At 69.3% G+C, this 24,034-nt stretch carries 24 protein-coding genes and 1 pseudogene; 8 read left to right on the top strand and 17 right to left on the bottom strand.

Going from position 1 to position 24,034, the window contains the following annotated elements; genetic code table 11:
* Nucleotides 1–27: 27 nt before the first annotated feature.
* Both WU80_RS07885 and WU80_RS07890 read right to left on the bottom strand, forming a co-directional pair.
* On the bottom strand, nucleotides 28–567 hold the full coding sequence (locus tag WU80_RS07885; RefSeq protein ID WP_055400992.1) for a polyadenylate-specific 3'-exoribonuclease AS: 540 nt from the start codon (nucleotides 565–567) through the stop codon (nucleotides 28–30).
* Between the two features lie 138 nt (nucleotides 568–705).
* Entirely contained in the window at nucleotides 706–1,572 is an 867-nt protein-coding gene (locus tag WU80_RS07890; protein ID WP_156349465.1) for a hypothetical protein, read from the bottom strand.
* Nucleotides 1,573–1,680: 108 nt separating this feature from the next.
* On the opposite strand from WU80_RS07890, the gene WU80_RS07895 reads away from it, so the two are divergent.
* A complete protein-coding gene (locus tag WU80_RS07895; protein WP_055400996.1) occupies nucleotides 1,681–2,976 on the top strand; it encodes a glycosyltransferase 87 family protein in 1,296 nt (431 codons plus the stop codon).
* Nucleotides 2,977–2,986: 10 nt separating this feature from the next.
* Here WU80_RS07895 and WU80_RS07900 read toward each other — a convergent pair whose 3' ends face one another.
* The 5 genes from WU80_RS07900 to WU80_RS07920 all read right to left on the bottom strand — a co-directional run bounded on the left by WU80_RS07900 (nucleotide 2,987) and on the right by WU80_RS07920 (nucleotide 6,375).
* Nucleotides 2,987–3,715, bottom strand: a complete 729-nt coding sequence (locus WU80_RS07900; protein ID WP_055400998.1) for a 1-acyl-sn-glycerol-3-phosphate acyltransferase — start codon at nucleotides 3,713–3,715, stop codon at nucleotides 2,987–2,989.
* Between the two features lie 76 nt (nucleotides 3,716–3,791).
* On the bottom strand, nucleotides 3,792–4,172 hold the full coding sequence (locus tag WU80_RS07905; RefSeq protein ID WP_055401000.1) for a hypothetical protein: 381 nt from the start codon (nucleotides 4,170–4,172) through the stop codon (nucleotides 3,792–3,794).
* Nucleotides 4,169–5,437 (bottom strand): ArsA family ATPase, encoded by a 1,269-nt coding sequence (locus WU80_RS07910; RefSeq protein ID WP_197281136.1) that lies wholly within the window; start codon nucleotides 5,435–5,437, stop codon nucleotides 4,169–4,171. The genes WU80_RS07905 and WU80_RS07910 overlap by 4 nt, the downstream gene beginning before the upstream one ends.
* Nucleotides 5,434–5,868 carry an SRPBCC family protein gene (locus WU80_RS07915; RefSeq protein WP_055401004.1) on the bottom strand — a complete coding sequence of 145 codons (435 nt, stop codon included), beginning with the start codon at nucleotides 5,866–5,868 and terminating at the stop codon, nucleotides 5,434–5,436. The genes WU80_RS07910 and WU80_RS07915 overlap by 4 nt, the downstream gene beginning before the upstream one ends.
* Before the next feature lie 117 nt (nucleotides 5,869–5,985).
* Nucleotides 5,986–6,375: a hypothetical protein gene (locus WU80_RS07920; RefSeq protein WP_055401057.1), complete on the bottom strand. Its 390-nt coding sequence runs from the start codon at nucleotides 6,373–6,375 to the stop codon at nucleotides 5,986–5,988.
* Nucleotides 6,376–6,504: 129 nt separating this feature from the next.
* Here WU80_RS07920 and WU80_RS07925 point away from each other — a divergent pair, with 129 nt between their 5' ends.
* Nucleotides 6,505–8,307, top strand: a complete 1,803-nt coding sequence (locus tag WU80_RS07925) for a long-chain fatty acid--CoA ligase (protein WP_055401006.1) — start codon at nucleotides 6,505–6,507, stop codon at nucleotides 8,305–8,307.
* A gap of 52 nt (nucleotides 8,308–8,359) precedes the next feature.
* Here the strand turns inward: WU80_RS07925 and pimB are convergent, their stop codons facing one another.
* From pimB to WU80_RS26335, 4 genes are all read right to left on the bottom strand, one after another.
* A complete protein-coding gene (gene pimB, locus WU80_RS07930) occupies nucleotides 8,360–9,502 on the bottom strand; it encodes a GDP-mannose-dependent alpha-(1-6)-phosphatidylinositol monomannoside mannosyltransferase (RefSeq protein WP_055401008.1) in 1,143 nt (380 codons plus the stop codon).
* A 47-nt stretch (nucleotides 9,503–9,549) separates the two neighbouring features.
* Nucleotides 9,550–10,395, bottom strand: coding sequence for a hypothetical protein (locus WU80_RS07935; protein WP_055401010.1), 846 nt, complete (start codon nucleotides 10,393–10,395; stop codon nucleotides 9,550–9,552).
* A 34-nt stretch (nucleotides 10,396–10,429) separates the two neighbouring features.
* Nucleotides 10,430–11,581 carry a peptidoglycan hydrolase RipC gene (gene ripC / locus WU80_RS07940; RefSeq protein ID WP_055401012.1) on the bottom strand — a complete coding sequence of 384 codons (1,152 nt, stop codon included), beginning with the start codon at nucleotides 11,579–11,581 and terminating at the stop codon, nucleotides 10,430–10,432.
* 182 nt (nucleotides 11,582–11,763) lie between these two features.
* On the bottom strand, nucleotides 11,764–12,018 hold the full coding sequence (locus WU80_RS26335; RefSeq protein WP_082459760.1) for a hypothetical protein: 255 nt from the start codon (nucleotides 12,016–12,018) through the stop codon (nucleotides 11,764–11,766).
* A 166-nt stretch (nucleotides 12,019–12,184) separates the two neighbouring features.
* Here WU80_RS26335 and WU80_RS07945 point away from each other — a divergent pair.
* Nucleotides 12,185–14,017 (top strand): annotated as a pseudogene (locus WU80_RS07945) (DEDD exonuclease domain-containing protein); the annotation flags it as partial.
* Here WU80_RS07945 and trpD read toward each other — a convergent pair.
* Nucleotides 13,955–15,046 (bottom strand): anthranilate phosphoribosyltransferase, encoded by a 1,092-nt coding sequence (gene trpD, locus WU80_RS26340; RefSeq protein ID WP_231633770.1) that lies wholly within the window; start codon nucleotides 15,044–15,046, stop codon nucleotides 13,955–13,957. The pseudogene WU80_RS07945 and the gene trpD overlap by 63 nt on opposite strands.
* 138 nt (nucleotides 15,047–15,184) lie before the next feature.
* Between trpD and WU80_RS07950 the strand changes: the two genes are divergently transcribed.
* The 4 genes from WU80_RS07950 to WU80_RS07965 are packed head-to-tail and all read left to right on the top strand — an operon-like array spanning nucleotide 15,185 to nucleotide 19,587.
* Entirely contained in the window at nucleotides 15,185–15,796 is a 612-nt protein-coding gene (locus WU80_RS07950; RefSeq protein WP_055401014.1) for a heme-copper oxidase subunit III, read from the top strand.
* Nucleotides 15,797–15,836: 40 nt separating this feature from the next.
* Nucleotides 15,837–16,691 (top strand): c-type cytochrome, encoded by an 855-nt coding sequence (locus tag WU80_RS07955; protein ID WP_369808504.1) that lies wholly within the window; start codon nucleotides 15,837–15,839, stop codon nucleotides 16,689–16,691.
* A complete protein-coding gene (locus tag WU80_RS07960) occupies nucleotides 16,688–17,890 on the top strand; it encodes a ubiquinol-cytochrome c reductase iron-sulfur subunit (protein WP_055401016.1) in 1,203 nt (400 codons plus the stop codon). Before WU80_RS07955 ends, WU80_RS07960 begins: the two co-directional genes overlap by 4 nt.
* Nucleotides 17,887–19,587 (top strand): cytochrome bc complex cytochrome b subunit, encoded by a 1,701-nt coding sequence (locus tag WU80_RS07965; protein ID WP_055401018.1) that lies wholly within the window; start codon nucleotides 17,887–17,889, stop codon nucleotides 19,585–19,587. The genes WU80_RS07960 and WU80_RS07965 overlap by 4 nt, the downstream gene beginning before the upstream one ends.
* Nucleotides 19,588–19,606: 19 nt before the next feature.
* On the opposite strand, the gene WU80_RS07970 is transcribed toward WU80_RS07965, so the two are convergent.
* Nucleotides 19,607–20,047, bottom strand: coding sequence for a DUF5994 family protein (locus WU80_RS07970; RefSeq protein ID WP_055401020.1), 441 nt, complete (start codon nucleotides 20,045–20,047; stop codon nucleotides 19,607–19,609).
* A gap of 329 nt (nucleotides 20,048–20,376) precedes the next feature.
* On the opposite strand from WU80_RS07970, the gene WU80_RS07975 reads away from it, so the two are divergent.
* Nucleotides 20,377–20,610, top strand: coding sequence for a hypothetical protein (locus tag WU80_RS07975; RefSeq protein ID WP_055401022.1), 234 nt, complete (start codon nucleotides 20,377–20,379; stop codon nucleotides 20,608–20,610).
* A 7-nt stretch (nucleotides 20,611–20,617) separates the two neighbouring features.
* Here WU80_RS07975 and WU80_RS07980 read toward each other — a convergent pair whose 3' ends face one another.
* The 4 genes from WU80_RS07980 to WU80_RS07995 all read right to left on the bottom strand — a co-directional run bounded on the left by WU80_RS07980 (nucleotide 20,618) and on the right by WU80_RS07995 (nucleotide 23,925).
* Nucleotides 20,618–21,268, bottom strand: a complete 651-nt coding sequence (locus tag WU80_RS07980; protein WP_055401023.1) for a DUF2561 family protein — start codon at nucleotides 21,266–21,268, stop codon at nucleotides 20,618–20,620.
* On the bottom strand, nucleotides 21,268–22,200 hold the full coding sequence (locus WU80_RS07985; RefSeq protein WP_055401025.1) for an MmpS family transport accessory protein: 933 nt from the start codon (nucleotides 22,198–22,200) through the stop codon (nucleotides 21,268–21,270). The genes WU80_RS07980 and WU80_RS07985 overlap by 1 nt, the downstream gene beginning before the upstream one ends.
* Nucleotides 22,201–22,379: 179 nt before the next feature.
* Nucleotides 22,380–22,799, bottom strand: coding sequence for a cytochrome c oxidase subunit 4 (locus WU80_RS07990; protein ID WP_055401027.1), 420 nt, complete (start codon nucleotides 22,797–22,799; stop codon nucleotides 22,380–22,382).
* A 13-nt stretch (nucleotides 22,800–22,812) separates the two neighbouring features.
* Complete coding sequence (locus WU80_RS07995) at nucleotides 22,813–23,925, bottom strand: cytochrome c oxidase subunit II (protein WP_156349462.1); 1,113 nt, start codon at nucleotides 23,923–23,925, stop codon at nucleotides 22,813–22,815.
* Nucleotides 23,926–24,034: the final 109 nt, after the last annotated feature.

Raw genomic sequence — 24,034 nt, forward strand, 5'->3', positions numbered from 1 at the left:
TGGTAACCGGGCCGCGAGGGTGACTGATCAGCGCGAACGTCGTTCGGGCGATGCTCCCCCGTCCGGATCGCCCCCGTGGCCGCCGGCGTCCGCAGCTGTGATCAGACGGAATCGGCGCAGCTGGTCGCGGGCGTCGACCAGCGCGTCGTGGGCGTCGCGGGACCGCGGCGGCATCGGCGGGCACCCCCGGTCCTCCCAAAGTTGCCGCAGGTCCCGGGTGAAGCGGGGCAGCGCCCGCGGCAACTCGGGCATCGTGCCCCACAGCTGGCACAGGGCCACGTGGTCGTAGGCGCCGATCCAGGCCCACAACTCGATCGGCTCGGTGCCGGCGACGCCGAAGAACTCCTCCAGGTCCAGGCGAATCTGCCTGCGGGAGCGCCACAGCTGCGACGCCGGCGACGGCAGCTTGGGCAGCACGTTGGCGCGCACCCAGGCGCCGGCGCGCTCGGGGTCGAATTCCGTGGACACGGCGTAATACTCGCGGCCGTCCTCGGCGACCACCCCGATCGAGATCAACTCGATGGTGCGGCCGTCCTCGATGAATTCGGTGTCGTAGAAGTACCGCACCGGAGCAAGCCTACGGCCGGCGACGGCGAGCGCGGGAACCGCGCGAGTAAGGAGGCGGCCCGTCGATACGGCCGGCGACGGCGAGCGCGGGAACCGCGCGAGTAAGGAGGCGGCCCGTCGATACGGCCGGCGAGCCGGCTATCTGCCGATCAGGATCGGCTCGGTGGGCGGGGGTGCCGCGTGGACGTCGTGGTCGAGCTGGGCGTCGACCGCGCGTTCGTCGGGCAGGCTCGGGGTGCCCGCGATCGCACACTGGACCCACAGCTTGGCCCGCACGACCGGGCGGCGCAGCCGGCGTTCCCGCTGCAGCGCGCGCCGCATCTTGTCGGGCTGGACGGTATAGCGCCAGCGGGCCCAGGGTGCGTGCGGGCGCGACAACCGGATGGCGCCGATGACCAGCAGGACGACGATGAACATGCCGAGCAAACCGGTCCACACCTTGCCCTTGAGCACCACCACCACGGCCATCGGCAGCGTCAACACCAAGGCGCCGGCCACCGCGGCCCGCAGCGGCCACGATTCGGCGCCCTCCCAGATCGGCAGGAAGAACATCAGCGGGTGCAGGCCCATGATCAGCAGACCGGCCACGCCCACCGCCGCGAACACCGCGTCCACCGAGGTCCGCCCATCCTCGGACCAGTAGACGTCCGACAGGTGCAGGATCAGCGCGTACTCGTCGAGCACCAGGGCGGCCCCGATCCCGAAAAAGATTGCGGCCAAGGTGAAGTCGGGCTCTTGCCCGTCGATGGACAGCGTGACCAGCGTCAGGCCCGACAGCAACACCAACACCACCCCGAACGTCACGTGGTGGATGTGGATCCCACCGACGTGCACGTTGCGCGGGTGCCACCATCGGGCGGGGCGGCCGGCGTCGGCGCGGTGGCGGATGAAGCGCACGAAAGATCGGGTGACGAAGAACGTGAGGATGAACGCCACCAGGCAACACAGCAGGGGCAACCGGCCGGCCTCGATGATGTCGTGCGCGAACCAGTGGGTCACCCGCAGCACGAACCAGTGGAGCACTCTTGAAACCTACGCCTGTGAGCGCCGACGCCGCGGGAGCCGCGCTGTGCCACGTGCCACGCCCACCCACCGATTACGCTGTTGTGCGACATGAGTAAATGGCGGGCGCCCGACCAGGGCTTACCAAGCAAACGTGGCCCCGGTCAGGTGCTGTTGTGGTGCGGACTTTGGGTGCTGGCGGCGGCGGGGCTGGGCTACGCGGGTTGGCAACTGTTCGGGCACATCCCCTACCGCATCGACATAGACGTGTACCAGATGGGCGCGCAAGCCTGGATGCACGGGCATTCGCTGTACCACGGCGAGGTGCTGTTCCACACGCCGATCGGCCTTGACCTGCCGTTCACCTACCCCCCGCTGGCGGCGATCGTGTTCTGCCCATTCGCCTGGCTGCACATGCCGGCCGCCAGCGTCGCGATCACCGCGCTGACCTTGGTGCTGCTGGTGGTGTCGACCGTGATCGTGCTGACCCGCCTGGACGTCTGGGCCGCCTCGTCGGCGTTGCCCGGCCCGGCCTGGCTGCGCCGCTGGTGGCTGGCCATCGTCATCACCGTCGGGGCGACGCTGTGGCTGGAACCCATCACCTCCAACTTCGCCTTCGGCCAGATCAACGTCGTGCTGATGACCCTGGTGATCGCGGACTGCATGCCCCGTCGCACGCCGTGGCCGCGCGGCCTTCTGCTGGGGCTGGGCATCGCGCTCAAACTGACGCCGGCGGTCTTCCTGCTCTACTTCCTGCTGCGCCGCGACAACCGTGCGGCGCTGACGGCGGTGCTGTCCTTCGTGGCGGCGACGACGGTCGGTTTCGTTCTGGCGTGGAGCGATTCGTGGGAGTACTGGACGCACACACTGCAACACACGGACCGGATCGGCGAGGCGGCGTTGAACACCGATCAGAACATCGCCGGGGCGCTGGCCCGGATCGGCCTGGGTGAGCAGCCGCGCTTCCTGCTGTGGGTGGCGGCCTGCCTGCTCGTGCTGGCGCTGACCGTATGGGCGATGCGCAGGGTGCTGCGGGCCGACGAGCCCGCGCTTGCGGTGGTGTGCGTTGCGCTCTTCGGCCTGGTGGTCTCGCCGGTCTCGTGGTCGCACCACTGGGTGTGGGGGTTGCCGACGGTCGTGGTGCTCGCCGTGCTGGCCTGGCGGCGCCGCAACGTGGCGCTGGCCGTGGTCGGCCTCGCCGGTGTCGCGCTGATGCGGTGGTCGCCGATCGACCTGCTGCCCAAGCACCACGAGGCGACCGCGGCCTGGTGGCGCCAGCTGGCGGGGATGTCCTACGTGTGGTGGGCGCTGGCGGTCCTGGTCGTGGCCGGGCTGACGGTCACCGCCCGCACGCCGTCGCGGGATACGGCACCGCAGCAATTGACGCCGGTGACAGCCGCCGGATAACCGGGTACACCTAGCCGGCGGCGGTTTCCGGGATCCGCTCGGCCTGGCTGGACGATCCGTCACCGTTGCGGCGTTCCTTGAGGCTGGCGGCGTAGATGTCCACGTACTCCTGGCCGGACAGCCCCATCAGCTCGTAGATCACCTCGTCGATGACGGCCCGCTCGATGAAACGGTTGCCGGCCAGCCCCTCGAAACGGGAGAAGTCCATCGGCTTGCCGAAGCGCACGGTCACCCGCCCGAAGCGCAGCATGTTCGTGCCGGGCGGGTTGACGACGTTGGTGCCGATCATCGCGACCGGGATCACGGGCACCCCGGTGTGCAGGGCCAGCCGCGCGAGGCCGGTCTTGCCCTTGTACAGCCGGCCGTCGGGCGAGCGGGTGCCCTCGGGGTACATCCCCAGCAGCTTGCCCTGGGACAGCAGCCGCTCGGCGGTGGTCAGCGCGGCCTGCGCGCTGTCGGCGTCGGTCCGGTCGATCGGCACCTGGCCGACGGCGGTGAAAAACCAGCGCTGAAACCAACCCTTCAGGCCGGTTCCGGTGAAGTATTCGGCCTTCGCCAGGAATGTGATCCGCCGACGCACCACCAAGGGCAGATAGAAGCTGTCCATCACCGCCAGGTGATTGCTGGCCAGGATCGCCGGACCGGAACTCGGAATGTGTTCCAGCCCTTCAACTTTTGGGCGGCCGAGCAAGGCCAGCAACGGGCCGAGGAGCACGTACTTGAATAGCCAGTACCACATGGCCCTCCCTCTCGCCCGCCGTTCTGCGCCAACTGTACCCATCGCTTGCGCACGGGACCACCTTCGGCGCAGCCGGTTACTCCTCGACGGTGACCGGGATCGGCTGATAGCGGGTCCGGGTGGCGGCGTCCGGGGTCTCCGCCTCGGTGACGCCGTCGCCGGGCGGCCCGTCCGGTGGCGGGGGCGCCGCGCCGTTGACGTCGTCGAGCATGGCGCGTACCACCTCGAGCAGGGCGATGCTGTGGTCGGCGATCACGGTGATCAAGGGGTGCTGGTCGCCGGTCGCCAGCGCGGCCAGCGCGCACACCGGGCACCACACCTGCTGACACTTCCCCGTCCCGACGCCCCGGCCCGCCGTCAGCGCGGCCGCCGTCCGCATCGCCGGGTCGATCCCGTCCAGGATCGCCTGGGCGAGCCTGCGCAGCTCCGGACCGATCTCGGAATGACCCTCACTCACTTAGGCCACACCTCCGGGTCTGGTCGAAATCGGACTGTCAGCTCGCCGCCCCGCAGGTGTGCGTCCAGCACCGTGCACCGCCGGAGCACAGACGCCAGCCGAACCCTGCGCCGCAATCCGCCCGCGCTGATGATGAGGTCGTCATCGACGCGACCCAGCGTCAGCCCAGACGGATCGAGTTGCGGCAACGCTAGCCGCATTCGGTAGACGGAACCAAGTCCCGTTCCGGATTCCAGGTCCACCGTCGGCCGCAGCGGTCCCGGCGGCGCGGCGCCGCCGCGCCGGCGCGCGCTGTCGAGCAACGCGCCCAGCGCCTTGGCGCCGATCGGCTCGCCGGACAGGTGCGGAGTCATCACCAGGGCCACCTCACCAATGGTGGCGTCGAGCTCGTCGAGAACACCACGTTGTTCGGAAATGCGTTCGGCGTACCAGTAAAACGCGGGGTGATCGGGCAGGTTGCGGTATTCGTAAGAATCGTCTTCGGTCAGAACCTGATTGACGATCAGCTCCTCGACGCGCACGCCCATCAACGCCAGCGAGCCCAGCGTCCGGGCCGCCTCGGCCGCCACCACTCGCTCCGGGGTCAACACCAAATGCGCGCTGACCAATTCGCCGTCGGTCAGCAGGGCGCCCAGCCCCTCGACGCTAGAGCTGATGCGTTCGAGCAGTTCCACCACCGCCGCCGACCGGGCGTCGTCGGCGCCGATGGACAGCCGCCGATGCCGCGGCCACGCCCGCTCGACGTAGAGCCCGAAGGTGGCGGGCAGGGTCAACATGCGCAACGCGTCGGCGGTCGAGGCACAGTCCACGACGACGCGGTCCCAGCCCCCGGAGACGGCCAGCTCACCGACGGCGTGCAGGCCGAGCACTTCCTGAACGCCCGGTAGTGCCGAAAGTTCTTCCGGCGCAATGGTACTCAGTTCGGATTCGGGGAACCGCCGATCCAGGGTGTCGACCACGTCGCGCCAGCGCGACTCGAGCAGGGCCAGAGTGTCCAGGGCCAGCGCGTCGAGAAAGCCCCCGCCGGCCTGCTCGTCATCGGCAAGCACCCGAACCAGTTCGCCCTGGCTCGGCGGGACGGGGACGCCGAACACGTCGCCGAGTGAGTGCGCCTGGTCGGTGGACACCACCAGCACCCGCTGGCCGGCGCTCGCGGCACTGACCGCGGTGGCGCACGCCAGCGTGGATTTTCCTACCCCGCCCTTGCCAACGAATAGACTGATCCGGGCCGGGGTGGACGCCCGCGATTCGTTGGACTCACTCAGCCCTCGACTCGTTTCTTCAGATCCTTCAACGCGGTGTCGGTCAGCCGGCGCTCGGCCTTGCGTTTGAGCAATCCGATCATGGGGACGGCGAGGTCGACCGAGAGCTCGTAGGTGACCTCGGTGCCAGATCCCTTGGGCGCCAACCGATATGTGCCCTCCAGGGAACGCAGCAAGGAGCTGGAGACCAGCGTCCAACTGACCGACTGCCGGTCCTTGGGCCACTGGTAGGACATGACCAACGTGTCCTTGAGCACCGCGGCGTCCAGCACCACCCGCGCGACCTTGGGGTAGCCGTCGGCGTCCGTCTCCTGGACCTCGGCCTCCCGGTATTCGGAGATCCACTGCGGGTAGGAATCGATATCCGCGATCACGTCCATCACCGTGCCCGGGTCGGCCTCGATGTAGATGGTCTGCGACGTCTTCTCCGCCACCTGGTGTTGCCCTCTCTCCTGCAAGCGGTCGACGCCGCCGGCGGGGAAACTACCGTGCGGGTCTACCCCCCGGGCCTCCGGTCCGAAACGGTACTCTCCCCTGCAAACCTGACCCGGCTAAACTACCGGAGAAACTCCGACCGGGCGGAGGCGTTCCAGCGTCGTTTTGACCTCGAAGGCCATTTTCTTTCCCGCCACCCGACGGCGGTGTGTCATTTTCGCCAGATTGAGCTTCGCCAGCTGCCAGGCCGCCACCCCGGTGGGTTCGGCGTGCAGGAAATAGTGCAGCACCACCCCATCGAGCGACGGTTCCAGCCAGATCTCCATGGTGCCGGTCAACGCGCCGGTGACCGCCCAACGGATGCCCTTGTCGGCGCGGTCCTCGACGACCTGCAGGCGCAGGTCCGGCCACCAGCGACGCCAGCACGACGGATCGGAGACGGCGGCGCCGACCCGCGCGCCGTCGGCGGCGATGAACGTCTCGTCGGCGATCTGGATGCTGTTCACCACCTCAGCTTCACACACCTCGCCCGAGGCCCGGCAGACTGCCACCGTTCCTGCGTGAATGCGCGGATTAGGCTGGACGACATCAAGCCGTCCCCCGGATACGTCACTAGCCAAACGAGGTCAGTAAGAGTGCGTGAGTACAGTGTCCCCGCCCGCTTCTCCGTCGGCGAGCACGACAACATCGCGGCCATGGTCTTCGAGCACGAGCAGCAAGACCCCGGCTTCGTCATCTTCCGGCGCCAGGTCGACGGCGTCTGGACCGACGTCACCTGCGCCGAGGTGGCCAAACAGGTCCGCTCGGCGGCGCTGGGCCTGATCGGGCTCGGGGTGCAGGCCGGTGACCGGGTGTCCATCTTCTCGGCCACCCGCTACGAGTGGGCGATCATCGACCTCGCGATCCTGTCCGTGGGCGCGGTCACCGTGCCGATCTACGAGACGTCGTCGGCCGAGCAGGTGCGCTGGGTGCTGCAGGACTCCGAGGCGGTGCTGGCGTTCGCCGAAACCGACGCGCACGCCGCGATGGTCACCGAGCTCACCGCCGAGCTGCCGGCGCTGCGCCGCGTGCTGCACATCGACGGCTCGGGCCCGAAGGCGCTGGATCAGCTCGCCGAGGCCGGCGAGTCGGTCGAGCCCCCGGAGCTGACCGCCCGCCAGGAGGCGCTGCGCGCCGACGACCCGGCCACGCTCATCTACACCTCGGGGACCACCGGGCGGCCCAAGGGCTGCCAGCTGACCCACTCCAACCTGCTGTACGAGACCCGGGGCGCCAAGGAATGCCTGCCCACCCTGCTGGACGAGGGGCAGCGGCTGCTGATCTTCCTGCCGCTGGCCCACGTGCTGGCGCGCTCGCTGACGCTCTCGGCGTTCGCCAACAAGGTGACGGTCGGGTTCACCAGCGACATCAAGAACCTGCTGCCGATGTTCGCGGTGTTCAAGCCGACGGTGGTGGTGTCGGTGCCGCGGGTGTTCGAGAAGGTCTACAACACCGCCGAGCAGAACGCCGTCAACGACGGCAAGGGGCGGATCTTCGCGGCCGCCGTGCAGACCGCCGTCGACTGGAGCCAGGCCCAGGACCGCGGCCGGCCGGGGCTGGTGCTGCGCGCCAAGCACGCGGTGTTCGACCGGCTGGTCTACCACAAGTTGCGCGCCGCCCTGGGCGGTGAATGCCACGCGTCGGTTTCGGGCGGGGCCCCGCTGGGGGCGCGGCTGGGCCACTTCTACCGCGGCGTGGGTTTGACGATCCACGAGGGCTACGGCCTGACCGAGACCAGCTCGGCCATCACGGTCAACCAGGTCGGCAACGTCAGGATCGGGACGGTCGGAACGCTGTTGCCGGGCAACAGCATGCGCATCGCCGAGGACGGCGAGCTGCTGGTGCGCGGCGGCGTGGTGTTCAGCGGCTACTGGCGCAACGAGCAGGCCACCAACGACGCGTTCACCGACGGCTGGTTCAAGACCGGCGACCTCGGCGCGCTGGACGAGGACGGCTTCCTGAAGATCACCGGCCGCAAGAAGGAGATCATCGTCACCGCGGGCGGCAAGAACGTCGCGCCGGCGGTGCTCGAGGACCAGCTGCGGGCGCACGCCCTGATCAGCCAGGCCATGGTGGTGGGCGACGCCAAGCCGTTCATCGGCGCCCTGATCACGATCGACCCCGAGGCGTTCGGCGCCTGGAAGGAACGCAACCACAAGGCCGCCGACGCGTCGGTGGGCGACCTGGCCACCGACCCCGACCTCATCGCCGAGGTGGATGCGGCCGTCAAGCACGCCAACCTGGCGGTGTCGCACGCGGAGTCCATCCGCAAGTTCCGCATCCTGCCGGTCGACTTCACCGAGGACACCGGTGAGCTGACGCCGACGATGAAGGTCAAGCGCAACGTGGTCGCCGAGAAGTTCGCCGCCGACATCGAGTCGATCTACGAGAAGGAATAGCGCGCCCGCCTCGCCCGCGAGCGTCACGCTGGCGTGACGCTCGAGCCGCCCTCTAGGCCCGCAGAAGCCCGGCCAGCCGCGCCGCGAGCACGTCCCACCGCCAGTGGCCCAGCGCCCACTCGCGTCCGGCCGCGCCCATCGCGGCCGCCCGATCCCGATCGCCGAGCACCGCGCTGACCGCGTCGGCGACGGCGTCCCGCGAGCGCCCATCGACCACCAGCCCAGTCTTGTTGTGCTGCACGGCTTCTGGAGCGCCGCCGGAGTCGCCGGCGATCACCGGCTTGCCCGTCGCCGACGCCTCGAGGAACACGATGCCCAGCCCCTCGACGTCCATGCCGGCACCGCGGGTGCGGCATGGCATGGCGAAGACGTCGGCCAGCGCGTGATGGGCCGGGAGCTCGGCGGCCGGCACGCCGCCGGTGAACGTCACCTGGTCGGCCACCCCGCAATCGCGCGCCAGCTTGCGCAGCGAGTCCAGATAGGGGCCGCCGCCGACGATCACCAGGGCCGCCCCGTCGACCCGTTGCCGGATCGACGGCAGCGCCTTGATCAGCATGTCCTGGCCCTTGCGCGGGACCAGGCGGGACACGCACACGACGGTGGGCCGCTCACCGAGCCCATACCGGTCGCGCAGCGCGGCGCCCGCGGCGGGGTCGGGCCGGAACCGGTCGGTGTTCACCCCGGGCGGCAGGTATTCCAACGAGGCGTGCGGCCCGAACGCCGGCGCGAACCGGTCGCGGGTGTAGCGGCTGACGAAGGTGACGACGTCGGTGGTGTCGCCGATGCGGCGCAGCACCGACCGCGCGACCGGCAGCATCGACCAGCCCACCTCGTGACCGTGCGTGCTGGCCACCACCCGGGTCGCCCCGGCCTGGCGGGCGCGCTGGGCGAGCAGCGCCAGCGGCGCCGCCGCGCCGAACCAGACGGTGTCGATGCCGTTGTCGGCGATCAGCCGGCGCATCCGGGAATCGACCGCCGGACCCGGCAGCATCAGCGTGCCCGGATGGCGGACCACCCGATAGCCGGCCGCTTTGGCCGAGTCGTCGAAGGCGTCGGCGCCCTTCCATTGCGGCGCGTACACGGTCACCGAATGCGATCCGGCGGCGACCAGCGGACCGACGAAGTCGTTGAGGTAGGACTGGATGCCGCCCGGCCGGGGCGGAAAGTCGTTGGTTACCAGCAGGACCCGACTCACTGCGACAGGCTAGCCTGGCGGCGCGCGCGGGCCGTGCGGGGCATCCGTCAGGCCGGGTGGGTCAGCCAGGCGTGCCAGCGCACGAGCAGGCCCGGCGTATCGGTGGCCAGGACGTCGTGGACGGCGGTGGGCACGTCGGTGTGGCCGACCCCGCACACCGCCAGATACAGGTCGCGCAGCTTGGCGGCCCCGTAGGTGTCCGCGACGAAGCGGGCGAACCACCACGCGCGGTCGTAGGACAGCGAGCGCTGCGGCCCGGGCGCGTCCAGGTCGGCGTCCGAGGGCAGCGTCAGCGGCACCGGCAGCGCGTCGGGGGGCACCGGCGTCTGGGGCCGGGCGATGAAGTCGGCCACCCCTTCGGCCAGCCATCGGGGCGCATCCGGGGCGGTGTCCACACGCGCGGCGTAGTGAAAAAGCTCGTGCGCCAACACAATTCGTAGCGCACCCGCGGTCATGCCGGCCGCACCCGGCGCGAACACGATCCGCTCATTGATGGCCGCCCGGCGCGCGGGATCGACACGGTCGACGACGGTTACCGCCGCGATGTCGGCCCATTGTGCCGGCGGGCCCCCGCCCGCGGCGGCGCGGAACTCCTCGTCGGTGCGGGCCGCGATCACGGTGATCTCCCGCGACCAGTCGACACCCCAGAACGCTTCGACCGCGTTGATCGCGCCGCCGATGTCGGCGGAGACGCGCGACAGCAGGCGGTCGCCGCCGAGTCCCAGCAGCCGAACGGTGCGGTCGCCGGCGACCATCGACCTGGTCGCCGCGGCGACCTCGCTACGCGCTGGAGTGATCAGCTGCGCGGGGCGTGCGCGGCTGTCGCTTTCCGCGTCGAAGGGCACGGCCGCGGCGACGATCAATTCGACAACGAATACCCAGGCCAGCAGCATCGTCAGCCGCTGGCGCGGCGTCCGGGGGCCCCTACTAGTAGCGGCGGGCGTCGTGGACCGGGCCTGCGGCATTCATCGGCACCACCCGCACCGGCTGGCCGTAGGTGGAGGAATGGATCACCATGCCGTCACCGACGTAGAGGCCGCTGTGTGACGCGTCGTTGTAGAAGGTGATCACGTCCCCGGGCTGCAGGTCCGACAGCGCCACCGGTTGGCCGCCCGTGGCCTGCGCCTGGCTGGAGTGCGGCAGCGATATGCCGGCCTGCTGGAACGCCCACATCACCAGCCCGGAGCAGTCGAATCCGCCGGGCGCGGCGCCACCCCACACATACGGCGAGCCGACCTGGGTCAGCGCCGCCTGCACGACGGTCGCGCGGTCACCGCCGCCGACCCCGCCGCCGAACGGTCCGGGCATTCCGCCGGGCGGCGGCGCCTCACCGGGTACCTGTCCGGCCGGTGGCGGCGCGCCCGGCGGCGCGGCGTCCGGCGCGGGCGCGCCGGGTGCCGGGAGCCCGGCCGGGATGGGCCCGGGGTCGGCGAGCGCGGTGCGCTGCTCGGGCGACAGGGATACGTATTGCGACTTGACGACCGCGATCTGCACCTGCAGCTGACTTTGCTTGGACTGCAGGCTCGCTCGCACCGCGGCGGCCTGCTCGGCCGCGCTCTTGGCGTCGGCGGCGGCCTTCGCGGATTCCCGCTCGGCCTTGGCGGCCTGCTCGCCGGCCACCCGGAAGTTCGTCATCTGGTCGGACATCTGCGTCGCCATCAACCGCTGCATGGCCAGCTTGTCGATCAGCCCCTGCGGCGATCCGGCGGTCAGCATGGCCGTCATGCCGTCGACCCGGCCGCCCATGTACGTCGCGGCGGCGAGCTTGTTCACGGCGCCCTGGAACGAGGCCAGGCGGGCCTTGGCGGCGTCGACGGCGGCCTGGGCGTCGTCGTGCTTCTTCTCCGCCGCACGCTCGGCCACCAACTTGTTGTTCAGGTCGAGCTGCGCGCTGTGCATCGCCTCGGTGGTCTGCTCGGCCTGGCGGGACAGCTCGTTGAGCTTCGCCAGCGCGTCCTCGGCCGGGTCGGCCCAGACGTTCGCGGCAAGGACGCCGGAAAAGACCGTGAAGCCCGCTAGGGTCCCGATGGCAGATCGTGTGAGGACACGCGCAAACGGGTATCTAGAGTCAAGCCTCAAGATTTTGCTTCCTTAAACGGCCATCGACGACCGCGCGTCGTCGAGCTGGTTTAGGTCTCAAACAGGTTACGAAACGATATCGACGTTTGTCCAAAGCGAGCGGTTAAGAAATTGGAAAGATTTCTGTCATAACCATGTGAACGCCGATGTCCCCCTCGTAAACCTTTGGCACACAAAGCATCTTAAGCCACCCCAAAATCGTGTCCGCGGCGGATGGGTACCAGCCGCAATCGCGGCGCGAGTCCCGCATCGGCAAGCACCGCCAATGCAGCGCATTCATCCTCCGACAAAGTTTCCGGGACCCCGAGTAACACGCTGACGACGCAGTCGCGGCATCCCGGGCCGCGCACCGCGCAGTCGTCACAGTCGATCACCACCGGCGCCCCCGCTTCCGGCACCGTCGCGCCGTAGCTGTCGGGCCCACTGCTTCGTGCCATCGGATTGGTCCTCTCGGTCAGGCTTGGCGAACGTCAGGTCGGACTACCCGAACGGTAACCGCGGCCACCGACAACCCGCCGGGGTCGCGTTTGGGCTGGCACCGGGCCCGGTTCGATCGGCGTGGCGGCCGCGCTGGTGTCGGTGGCGGCGCTTAACGTCGCGGCCATGGGTGCCGGTGGTGCGACTCAGCTCAGCTTCGCCGAGTTGGGGCCGTCATTTGCCACCGCCGAAGTACCGCTGCGGGACACCACCTTCGTGATAGTCGACCTGGAAACCACCGGCGGGCGCACGAAGTGCACCGACGGAAGCGTTCCCGACGCCATCACCGAGATCGGGGCGGTCAAAGTCCGCGGCGGGGTGGTCCTGGGCGAGTTCGCCACGCTCGTCGACCCGCAGCGCAGCATCCCGCCCCAGATCGTGCAGCTCACCGGCATCACGACGGCGATGGTGTCGGACGCCCCGACCATCGACGCGGTGCTGCCGATGTTCTTCGAGTTCGCCGGCGATGCGGTGCTGGTCGCCCACAACGCCGGGTTCGACATCGGGTTCCTGCGCGCGGCGGCGGCGCGGTGCGATATCGCCTGGCCGCGGCCGCAGGTGCTGTGCACGGTGCGGCTGGCCCGCCGGGTGCTCAGCCGCGAGGAAGCGCCCAGCGTGCGGCTGGCCGCCCTGGCGCGGTTGTTCGCCGTCGCCACCCAGCCCACGCACCGCGCCCTCGACGACGCCCGCGCCACCGTCGACGTGCTGCACGCGCTGATCGAGCGGGTGGGCAATCAGGGCGTACACACCTTTGCCGACCTGCGTTCCTACCTGCCGGACGTGACCCCGGCCCAGCGGCGCAAGCGCGTCCTCGCCCACGGCCTGCCCCGCCGGCCGGGGGTCTACCTGTTTCGGGGGCCGTCCGGCGAGGTGCTCTACATCGGCACCGCCGTCGACCTGCACCGCCGGGTCGGTCAGTACTTCACCGGCGCCGACCCGCGCGGCCGGATGAAGGAGATGGTCAACCTGGCCACCGCGGTCGACCACGTCGAGTGCGCCCACGCGCTGGAGGCCGGCGTCCGCGAGCTGCGGCTGCTGGCCGCGCACGCCCCGCCCTACAACCGCCGGTCGAGGTTCCCGCACCGCTGGTGGTGGGTGGCGCTCACCGACGAGGCCTTCCCGCGGCTGGCGGTGGTGCGGGCGCCCCGGCACGACCGCGCCGTCGGCCCGTTTCGGTCCCGCGCCGACGCGGCCGACACCGCCGACCTGCTCGCCCGCTTCACCGGCCTGCGGACGTGCACCACCCGGCTGGGCCGCTCGGCCCTGCACGGCCCGGGCTGCGCCGAGGCGGAGGTCTCGCCCTGCCCCGCGGCCCGCGACATCACGCCCACCCAATACGCCGCAGCCGTGGCGCGCGCCGCCGCGTTGATGGACGGAATGGACAACGCCGCCCTGTCGGCCGCCGTGGACCAGGTCACCGTGCTGGCCGCCCGGCACCATTTCGAGAGCGCCGCGCGCCTGCGCGACCGCACCGCCACGGCCGTCGAAATATTGTGGCGCGGCCAGCGATTGCGGGCCTTGGCCGCGCTGCCCGAGCTGATCGCCGCCGCACCCGACGGCGAGGGCGGATACCACCTCGCCGTCGTGCGGCACGGCCAGCTCGCCGCGGCAGGCGCGGCGCGCCGCGGGGTGCCCCCGATGCCGGTGATCGACGCCATTGTGGCTGCGGCACAAGCGATCTTGCCCATCCCGGCGCCCCTGGGCGGGGCGTTGGTGGAGGAATCCGCGCTCATCGCGCGCTGGCTGGCCGGTCCGGGTGTGCGCATCGTCCGCGTCGACGACTCCCCCGACGCCGCGGGCTGGGCTTCGCCGTTGCGTTCGGCCGGCGTGTGGGCGGCGTGGGCGGCCTCGGCACGCTCGGCGCGGCTCGCGTATGAGCAAGTGGCCCAACGCGACTCAGAGCTGCTGGCTGAACCGCACCCATCGCGCGAGCAGCTGTTCGGCCGCACCGGAGTCGATCGCCGCGCAGGCGCGTTGCAGCCCGTCCTCCCAAGCCGGCAGCCATTCAGCGCGGCTGGATAGGCCGGCGTGCGCGACGATCGCCCCGGCCGCGTTCAGCACGACGGCGTCCCGGACCGGACCCTTGGCGCCGGCCAGCACCGCGCGCACCTCCGCCGCGTTAGCTTGCGCGTCACCGCCCAGCAGGTCGCCGAGATCGGCTCGGGCGAAACCGAATCCGGCCGGATCGAAGGTCAGCTTGTCCACCGTCCCGGCCTGCACCCGCCAGATCGTGCTGGTGGTCGTCGTGGTCAGCTCGTCCAGCCCGTCGTCGCCGTGCACCACCAGCACGCTGGATCGACGCGCCGCGAACACCCCCGCCATCACCTCCGCCAGGTCCGCGAACGCGCAGCCGATCAGGCCCGCCCGCGGCTTGGCCGGATTGGTAAGCGGCCCAAGGAGATTGAACACGGTCGGCACCCCGACCTCGCGGCGCGCCGCCGACGCGTGCCGGTACGACGGGTTGAACAGGGGCGCGAAGCAGAACCCGATGCCGACTTCGGTCAGGCTCCGCGCGACCTGCTCGGGTTCCTGCTCGATGCGCAGCCCGAGCGCCTCCAGGGTGTCGGCGCCGCCGGACAACGACGAGGCCGCCCGGTTGCCGTGTTTGACCACCGGAACGCCCGCGGCCGCGACCACGATCGCGGCCATGGTGGAAAGGTTGACGGTGTTGACGCCGTCACCGCCGGTCCCGACGACGTCCACCGTGTCGTCGCGCATGCCGGCGGGCATCGGCAGCGCGTGGCTCAGCATGACGTCGGCCAGCTCGCTCACCTCGGCCGCGGTCGGCACCTTCATCTTCATCGCGACCGCGAACGCGGCCACCTGCGCCGGGCTCGCGTCACCGGCCATGATCTGCTCCATGGCCCAGGCGGCCTGGCCCCGCGCCAGATCCTGGCCGTCGGTCAACCGGGCCAGCACCCCCGGCCACGACGGCGCCGCGACCCGGGCGGAACCGCCGAGGGGCGAAGCCTCAGATGACAGAGCCACGCGCCGATGGTCCCACGAGGAGCGAACCTCCCCCAACCGGCGCGGACGGCCGCCCGCGTCCGGCGCGGTCGCGACGCGAAAAGATCAAATGCCGCCCCGGGTGGAGTTCAACAACTACAAAGCGTCATACTTGCGGATGTGACCAGCGCTGTAGGGACCTCGGGTACTGCAATCACGTCGCGGGTTCATTCGTTGAATCGACCCAACATGGTCAGTGTCGGCACAATCGTCTGGCTCTCCAGCGAGCTGATGTTCTTTGCTGGCCTGTTCGCGATGTACTTCACCGCGCGTGCCCAGTCCGGCGGCAAGTGGCCGCCGCCGCCGACCGAACTCAACCTCTACCAGGCCGTGCCGGTGACGTTGGTGCTGATCGCGTCGTCGTTCACCTGCCAGATGGGGGTGTTCGCGGCCGAGCGCGGCGACGTCTTCGGGCTGCGCCGCTGGTACGTGATCACCTTCCTGATGGGCCTGTTCTTCGTTTGCGGGCAGGGCTACGAGTACTTCCACCTGGCGACGCACGGCACCACGATCCCGGGCAGCGCGTACGGCAGCGTGTTCTACCTGGCGACCGGGTTCCACGGCCTGCACGTCACCGGCGGCCTGATCGCGTTCATCTTCCTGCTGGCCCGCACCGCGATGAGCAAGTTCACCCCGGCGCAGGCCACCGCGAGCATCGTCGTCTCCTACTACTGGCATTTCGTCGACATCGTCTGGATCGCGCTGTTCACCGTGATCTATTTCATCCGATGAGCCGACGGCTCCGAATAAAGCAATGAACAGGAGTGCTCGGTTGAAGAAGCTGGGGTCCATGCGAAACCGGAAGCCGCGACAAGCACAGCGTGACCGCTCCCGGCGTCGGCTGCGCCGCCGCCTGTCGGGTGGGCTGTTGCTGCTGATTGCGCTGACCATCGCCGGCGGCCTGGCCGCCGTGCTCACGCCCCGCCCGCAGGTGGCCGTCGCCGACGAGTCGTCCTCGGCGCTGCTGCGGACCGGCAAGCAGCTCTTCGAGACCTCGTGTGTGTCGTGCCACGGCGCCAACCTGCAGGGGGTGGCCGACCGCGGCCCCAGCCTGATCGGCGTCGGCGAGGCGGCCGTGTACTTCCAGGTGTCCACCGGCCGGATGCCCGCGATGACCGGCGAGGCCCAGGCGCCGCGCAAGGAGCCGATCTTCGACGAGGCGCAGGTGGACGCCCTGGGCGCGTACGTGCAGGCCAACGGCGGCGGCCCGACCACGGTGCGCAACCCCGACGGCAGCCTGGCGATGAAGTCGCTGCGCGGCGAGGACACGGGCCGCGGCGGCGACCTGTTCCGGCTCAACTGCTCCTCGTGCCACAACTTCACCGGTCGCGGCGGGGCGCTGTCCTCGGGCAAGTACGCGCCGCCGCTGGAGGCGCCGAACGAGCAGCAGATCCTGGCGGCGATGCGGACCGGCCCGCAGAACATGCCGAAGTTCTCCGATCGCCAGCTGTCCTTCGAAGCCAAGAAGGACATCATCGGCTACATCAAGGCGGTGACCGAAGAGCGCCAGCCCGGCGGCTACGGGCTCGGTGGATTCGGGCCCGCCCCCGAAGGCATGGCCGCGTGGATCATCGGGATGGTCGCCGCCATCGGTTTGGCACTGTGGATTGGGGCACGAGCATCATGAGCGAAAAGGACGTTCGCGGCTCTGACACCGACAAGGGCGCCGCGCCAAACGAACCCGACGAGGCGGCCCTGGCCGCCATGTCGCAGCGCGAGCTGGTGGCGCTGGGCGGCAGGCTCGACGGCGTCGAGACGATCGTCAACGAACCCCGCTGGCCCGTCGAGGGCACCAAGGCCGAGAAGCGCGCCGAGCGTGGCGTCGCCCTGTGGCTGTTGCTCGGTGGCGGTTTCGGACTGGCGCTGCTATTGGTCTTCCTGTTCTGGCCGTGGGAGTACAAGCCCAAGGATTCCGCGGGCAGCCTGCTGTACGACCTGGCCACCCCGCTGTACGGCCTGACCTTCGGGATGTCCATCCTGTCGATCGCCGTCGGCACCATCCTGTATCAGAAAAGGTTTATCCCGGAAGAGATTTCGATCCAGGAGCGCCACGACGGCGCTTCCCGGGAGATCGACCGCAAGACGGTCGTGGCGAACCTGACCGACGCCCTGGAGGGCTCGACCGTTCGGCGCCGCAAGGTCATCGGGCTGTCGTTGGGGCTGGGCCTCGGCGCGTTCGGCCTTTCGACCCTGGTGGCCTTCGCCGGCGGCCTGATCAAGAACCCGTGGAAGCCGGTGGTGTCCACCGCCAACGGCAAGAAGGCCGTGCTGTGGACGTCCGGCTGGACCCCGCGGTATCAGGGCGAGACCATCTTCCTCGCGCGGGCCACCGGATCCGCAGGCGCCTCGCCGTTCATCAAGATGCGTCCGGAGGACCTGGACGCCGGTGGCATGGAAACCGTCTTCCCGTGGCGGGAGTCCGACGGTGACGGCACCACCCCGGAATCGCAGGAAAAGCTGCGCGCGATCAACCAGGGCGTGCGCAACCCCGTGATGCTCATCCGGGTCCGGCCGACCGACATGCCCAAGGTGGTCAAACGCCAGGGGCAGGAAAGCTTCAACTACGGCGAACTGTTCGCCTACACCAAGGTCTGCTCGCATTTGGGTTGCCCCGCATCGCTTTTCGAGGAGCAGACCTACCGCATCCTGTGCCCCTGCCACCAGTCGCAGTTCGACGCCCTGCACTTCGCCAAGCCGATCTTCGGCCCGGCGGCTCGTGCGCTGGCGCAACTGCCCATCACGATCGACACCAACGGGTATCTGGTCGCCAACGGTGACTTCATCGAGCCCGTCGGACCGGCATTCTGGGAGAGGACGACAACATGAGTCCAAGACTGAGTCCCCCGAAACCGCCGAAGATCGGCGAAGTCCTGGCCCGTCAGGGCGAAGACATCGACACGCGCTATCACCCGTCCGCGGCGGTGCGCCGGCAGCTCAACAAGGTCTTCCCGACGCACTGGTCGTTCCTGTTGGGCGAGATCGCGATGTACAGCTTCATCGTGCTGCTGCTCACCGGCGTGTACCTGACGCTGTTCTTCGACCCGTCGATGGCCGAGATCACTTACAACGGCGTCTACCAACCGCTGCGCGGCGTGGACATGTCCAAGGCCTTCGCCTCGACGCTGGACATCTCGTTCGAGGTGCGTGGCGGCCTGTTCGTCCGGCAGGTACACCACTGGGCCGCACTGATTTTCGCCGCGTCGATCATGGTTCACCTGGCCCGCATCTTCTTCACCGGGGCGTTCCGACGGCCGCGCGAGGCGAACTGGGTGATCGGCTCGCTGCTGTTGATCCTTGCCATGTTCGAGGGCTACTTCGGCTACTCGCTGCCCGACGACCTGCTCTCGGGCATCGGGCTGCGGGCCGCGCTGTCGTCGATCACGTTGGGAATGCCCGTGATCGGCACCTGGCTGCACTGGGCGTTGTTCGGCGGCGACTTCCCTTGCGGCGGTGTGGGTGACGAGTGCGCCGCGGCGGGCTACATCATCCCGCGCATGTACGCCCTGCACATCCTGCTGATCCCGGGGATCATCCTGGCGCTGATCGGCCTGCACCTGGCGATGGTCTGGTTCCAGAAGCACACCCAGTTCCCCGGCCCGGGCCGCACCGAGCACAACGTCGTAGGCGTGCGGGTGATGCCCATCTTCGCCGTCAAGTCCGGCGCGTTCTTCGCCGCGATCGTCGGCGTGCTCGGCCTGATGGGCGGCCTGCTGCAGATCAACCCGATCTGGAACCTGGGCCCCTACAAGCCATCTCACGTCTCGGCGGGTTCACAGCCCGACTTCTACATGATGTGGACCGAGGGCCTGGCCCGTATCTGGCCGCCGTGGGAGTTCTACTTCTGGCACCACACCATCCCGGCCGCGGTCTGGGTGGCGCTGATCATGGGGTTGATCTTCATCCTGCTGATCGTCTACCCGTTCCTGGAGAAGCGGTTCAGCGGCGACTACGCGCACCACAACCTGTTGCAGCGCCCGCGCGACGTCCCGGTGCGGACTGCCATTGGCGCCATGGCGATCTCGTTCTACATGCTGCTGACGCTGGCGGCGATGAATGACATCATCGCGCTGAAGTTCCAGATCTCGCTGAACGCGACGACCTGGATCGGCCGCATCGGAATGGTCATCCTGCCGCCGGTGGTGTACTTCATCACCTATCGGTGGTGTATTGCCTTGCAGCGCAGCGACCGCGAGGTGCTCGCGCACGGCATCGAGACCGGCATCATCAAGCGGCTGCCGCACGGGGCGTACATCGAGCTGCATCAGCCTCTGGGCCCGGTCGACGACCACGGCCACCCGCTGCCGCTCGAGTACCAGGGTGCGGCGTTGCCCAAGCGGATGAACAAGCTGGGCTCGGCGGGTTCACCGGGTAGCGGCAGCTTCCTGTTCGCCGACCCGGTTTCCGAGGATGCGGCGCTGCGCGAGGCGGCACACGGCGCCGAGCAACGCGCCCTGACCGCCCTGCGCGAACACCAGGAGAGCACCGTCGGTTCGCCGAACGGCACGAACGGCGAGCACCACTAGGTTTCGCGCCGGTCCGGCTTCAGGCCGTCGCGCACTGCTGCTGGGCCGCCCGCAGGATGGAGCCGGCGGTCAGGAACGCCGGCTTCGTCTGGTCGCGCGCTTCGACGGGAAGGTCTGCCGCGCAGCGCAACACCATCAGGGCGAGCGCGCTGTGGGTGGCATACGGGATGACCAACAGGTTGATGCTTGCGTCTCCCCCGACGAAGGTCATCACGTGCTGGCGTTTGCGTTCCCACCCCGACCAGTTCAAGTCGGGCGGCCGTTGCAGCGGTGGCCAGTTGACGTTGATGGAGCGGATGTCCCCCAGCAAGGGAGTCAGAATCGCTACCAGGCCGGGCAATTCGTTGGTGATGCGGTCCGCACGCGGCCACCACGCACCGTCGATGACGCGACCGAGTTCGCGCGCCACTGACAGCCGGACCGGATTGACCCCGCGTCGTCGTTCAAGCGATTCGGTCATTCCACGACCTGGTGAACTCGGCCAGGCAATTTCCCAGCATCCACGGGCGTCCCTTCAGTCGGCGTCGTCGGCCCGGCGAGCGCGGGCGGACGGAGGAATCGCATTCCCCGTGGGCGACCTCCGCCGGGGGCGGGGGAAACCTCTGACAACGAAACAGCTCGCGGTCGACGCTACGCCACGGGTGGACTGTCGCAACCGCCAGGGTTGACGGCTCGGCCGCCGGGCGATCGCGATGGTGGGCTGGGCGCGGGCGTGCACTACAGTGGCGAGTGCCTGACCGTGGCGCTGTCCAGGTGAGCGGGGGGCCGACACCGTGAGGATGGGCCTGAGTGGCGATACAAGACTGGGGCGACGCGCCGGAGATCCACCCCTCGAAGATCCGGGTCGGTGACATCATCGGTACGCTGCGCCCCACGCAGCTGCGTTACACCGTCAAGATGATCAGCGAACCGCGCTCGGTTCCCCGGCGCTGGACCTTCTTCGGCCGCGACGACAACGGCACTCAGCACACCGGCACGTTCAGCGAGGACGAGCTGGTCCGCAGGTACGCCAAGGCGTCCTGACCGGCCCCTAGGTCGCGGCGACCGCGCGGCGCAGCTGGCGAACGTGCAGCCACTCGATCGCCGGCATGCCCGCGGTGATCGCGCCGGCGATCCCGTAGGCGACCCAGGACGGGCCGTCGTGACCGACTGCCATCAGGTAGGTGGCCGTGGCGACCGCGACCAGCGCCGCCCCCATGGCCCCCACCAGCAACACGGTGCCGCGCAACCACGCCCGGTCGACCGCCTCGCCCGACCAGTCGGAGTCGGCCGGCGGAGCCGGGGTCTGCACCCTCGGCTGCCGCGCGCGTTCGGCCGCGGTGCGCGGCGCCTGCGACATCAGCCGCACAGGCGGCCGGTTGGGCGCGGTCATCCCCCGGGCGGCCGGGTCGGTCTGGGCCATCCGGCGGGCCCGCAGCAGCATCGGGATGGCCCCGGCGATGATCAGCGCGGACACGACGATCACGGCGTACAGCACCCACGAGGTGCTGTGCGTGCCACTGGACGCTTTGTGGAAGCCCCGCCCCAGGTCCGACAGCGCGACGGCCGCGGCCACGCTCACCCCCAGCAATATCAGCCAGACGGCGGCGCAGGCCCCGATCAGGATGCGGTCGACGACGTCGGGCGAGATGGTGTCGTCCCCCACCCCACGGCGGTAGGCCGCCGAGTACCTGCTGACCATCAGCAGCTCGTCTGCGGCGCGTCGTTGGTGTTGGACGAAAGCACCGTCCCATCGCTCGTCGTGATCGAGCAGTTGAGCCGGCTGACCCGGAACAGGCTGGACGCCTCGACCGAGCCCACGTCGGACTGGGAGATCGGCGTCACGGTCATCGACCAAGGGATGTACACGTTGTGCTGCGTGCGCCGGCGCCCGGACGCGTCCACGTACGTCACCGAGATGATGTCGCCGGGCGCCTTGGTGCCGGTCACCGAATAGGTGACCTGTCGCGGACCGGCCGGCGTGGTCGGCGGCGGTGGGGCCGCCGCCGTCGAGGTCGCCGGGGGCGGTGCCGGGGCGGGCGCCGGCGGTGGTGGCGGCGGTGCGGGCGTCACCGTCACTGTCTGTGTCTCCGTTGGTGGTGGGGGCGGCGGTTCGGTGGTGGTCGGCGGTGGGGGCGGCGGCGGTGGTGGTTTGGTGGTCGTTATCTCGTCCTGCAGCGGCGGGGTCGACGGGACGGTGGTCGTGGTGTTGGGGTTGGCCAGCTTGGTGGCGTCGGTGCGCGCGAACAGCAGCGACACCGACACCACGAGCGCGATGGCGGCCACGATGGCGGCGACCCCGACCACCCACGGCCAGCGGGGTGCGCCGTGGGTGTCCTCGTCGTCGACCGACTCGTCGAAGGCGTCGTAGTCGTAGAGCCGCAGATCGGCCGGCAGGTACGGGCCGCTGATGAAATGCTCCGACTCCGGGGCCGAATAGGCCCGCGAATAGGCGTCGGTCTGGCCCGTCTGGTCGGCCGCGGGCTCGGCCGCTTCGTCCAAGGGTTCGAGCTCGTCGTCGGGACCGGGTTCGGCGACGTCCGCCGGCTCGGCACCCGGATCCGGTTCGTGGGGAGCCTCGTTCACGGAATCGGGTTCCTCAGGTTCCCATTCCGGGGGTTTCGGCCCGCTCATCGTTTCCTGCCCTGTCCAACTGCCTCACCAGCGCGCAAGGCACCACGGCTATCTGGTTGCGCGCGCATGGGAAATTCTCATTTGCCTGGGCAAAACATTACCGAACGGACAGGGGCAAAGAAGTCCAGGCGAACCCGCCACAGAGCACGTGATCTGATTGTGACCTTAATGCCGGCGAATCAGTGCTTCTCGGGGCCGACGTAATACTCGAAGACCAATCCGGCGACCGAAGCGAGGATGAACATCACCCCCGCGGTGATCAGCCACGGCAGCCACAACGCGATGCCCACCGCGGTCACCGAGCCGGACAGCGCGATCAGGATCGGCCACCAGCTGTGCGGGCTGAAGAAGCCCAATTCACCTGCTCCGTCGCTGATTTCGGCGCCCTCGTAATCCTCGGGCCGCGTGTCGATGCGGCGCGCCACGAACCGGAAGAAGGTGGCGACGATCAACGCGAGCCCGCCGGTCAACGCCAGCGCGGTGGTGCCCGCCCACTCCTCGCCGCCGGTGGCGAAAAGCGCGGTCAGCACGCCATAAAGCACCGCAACCAAAATGAAAAACCCGGCGACGAATTCGAAAAGCCTGGCTTCAATATGCATTTGGTGTCCTAACCTACTGCTGGCTTCCGGCCAACTGGCCACGACGGGTGTCGAACGGGTGGGTGGTCACCGCGAGCGGCGCCTGGCCGATCGCCTGCAACGCCTGCGCGTTGCTCTTCCCGTCCATCCGCTGCTGCAGGTAAGCCTTGAAGTCGTTGGGCGGCACCACCCGCACCTCGAAGTTCATCATCGAGTGATAGGTGCCACAGAACTCCGCGCAGTGCCCGACGAAGGCGCCCGGCTTCTGGATGTCGTCGACCTGGAAGACGTTGACGGAGTTGTTCGCCTCGGCGTTGGGAATCACGTCGCGCTTGAACAGGAACTCCGGCACCCAGAAGGTGTGGATCACGTCCGCGGAGGCCAACCGGAACTGGATGCGCTTGCCCGTGGGCAGCACCAGCACCGGGATTTCGTCGCTGGTGCCCAGGATCTCGACCTTGTCGAAGTTCAGGTAGGTCCGGTCCGAGGTGTTCAGCCCGCGCACCGGGCCGACGAGCTCCTCGCCGTGGGCGTCCTTGCCCTCGGGCTTGGACACCATCGCGTTTTTGCGCGCCTGATCGACACCGTCGTAGGTCAGGGTGCCGTCCTTGAAGTCGACCCGCTGGTAGCCGAACTTCCAGTTCCATTGGAAGGCCGTGACGTCGACCACGACCTCGGGGTCCTTGTCGACGTGCAGCATCTTCTCCTGCACGACCACGGTGAAGTAGAACAGCACCGAGATGATCAGGAACGGCGTCACCGTCAGCACCAGCTCCAGCGGCATGTTGTAGCCGAACTGGCGCGGCAGCTCGGTGTCGGTGGCCTTCTTGCGGTGGAACGCGGACGCCCAGAAGATCAGGCCCCACACGATGACGCCCACGACCAGCGAGGCGATCGTCGCTCCGACCCACAGCTCGCGGTTGATCTGGGCCTGCGGGGTGATGCCCTTCGGCCAGCCCAGGCCCAGCACATCCGACCAGCTGCATCCGCTCAGGGTCACCGCCAATACGGCGAAGGTCCCGGCCAGCGCCAGCGGCCGCAGGCGACGGGGCAGGCCCTTACCAACGCTCCCGGAACGGCTGCGAAAAAGGCCCCGAAAACTGCCCTGCGACAAACGTTGCGAACGGGCCTGCTCGCGAGGTGTCACGTTGGCGCCTCCTGCTCGGATATCGAATACTACGCAGCGTAGACCACGCCGCCGAGCGGGGCGCGGGTGCGTCCGCCACGGGCGCGTCCAAAGTGCGGCATACTGGGGC

The sequence above is a fragment of the Mycobacterium sp. UM_11 genome, assembly GCF_001414075.1.
Classification (GTDB): Bacteria; Actinomycetota; Actinomycetes; order Mycobacteriales; family Mycobacteriaceae; genus Mycobacterium.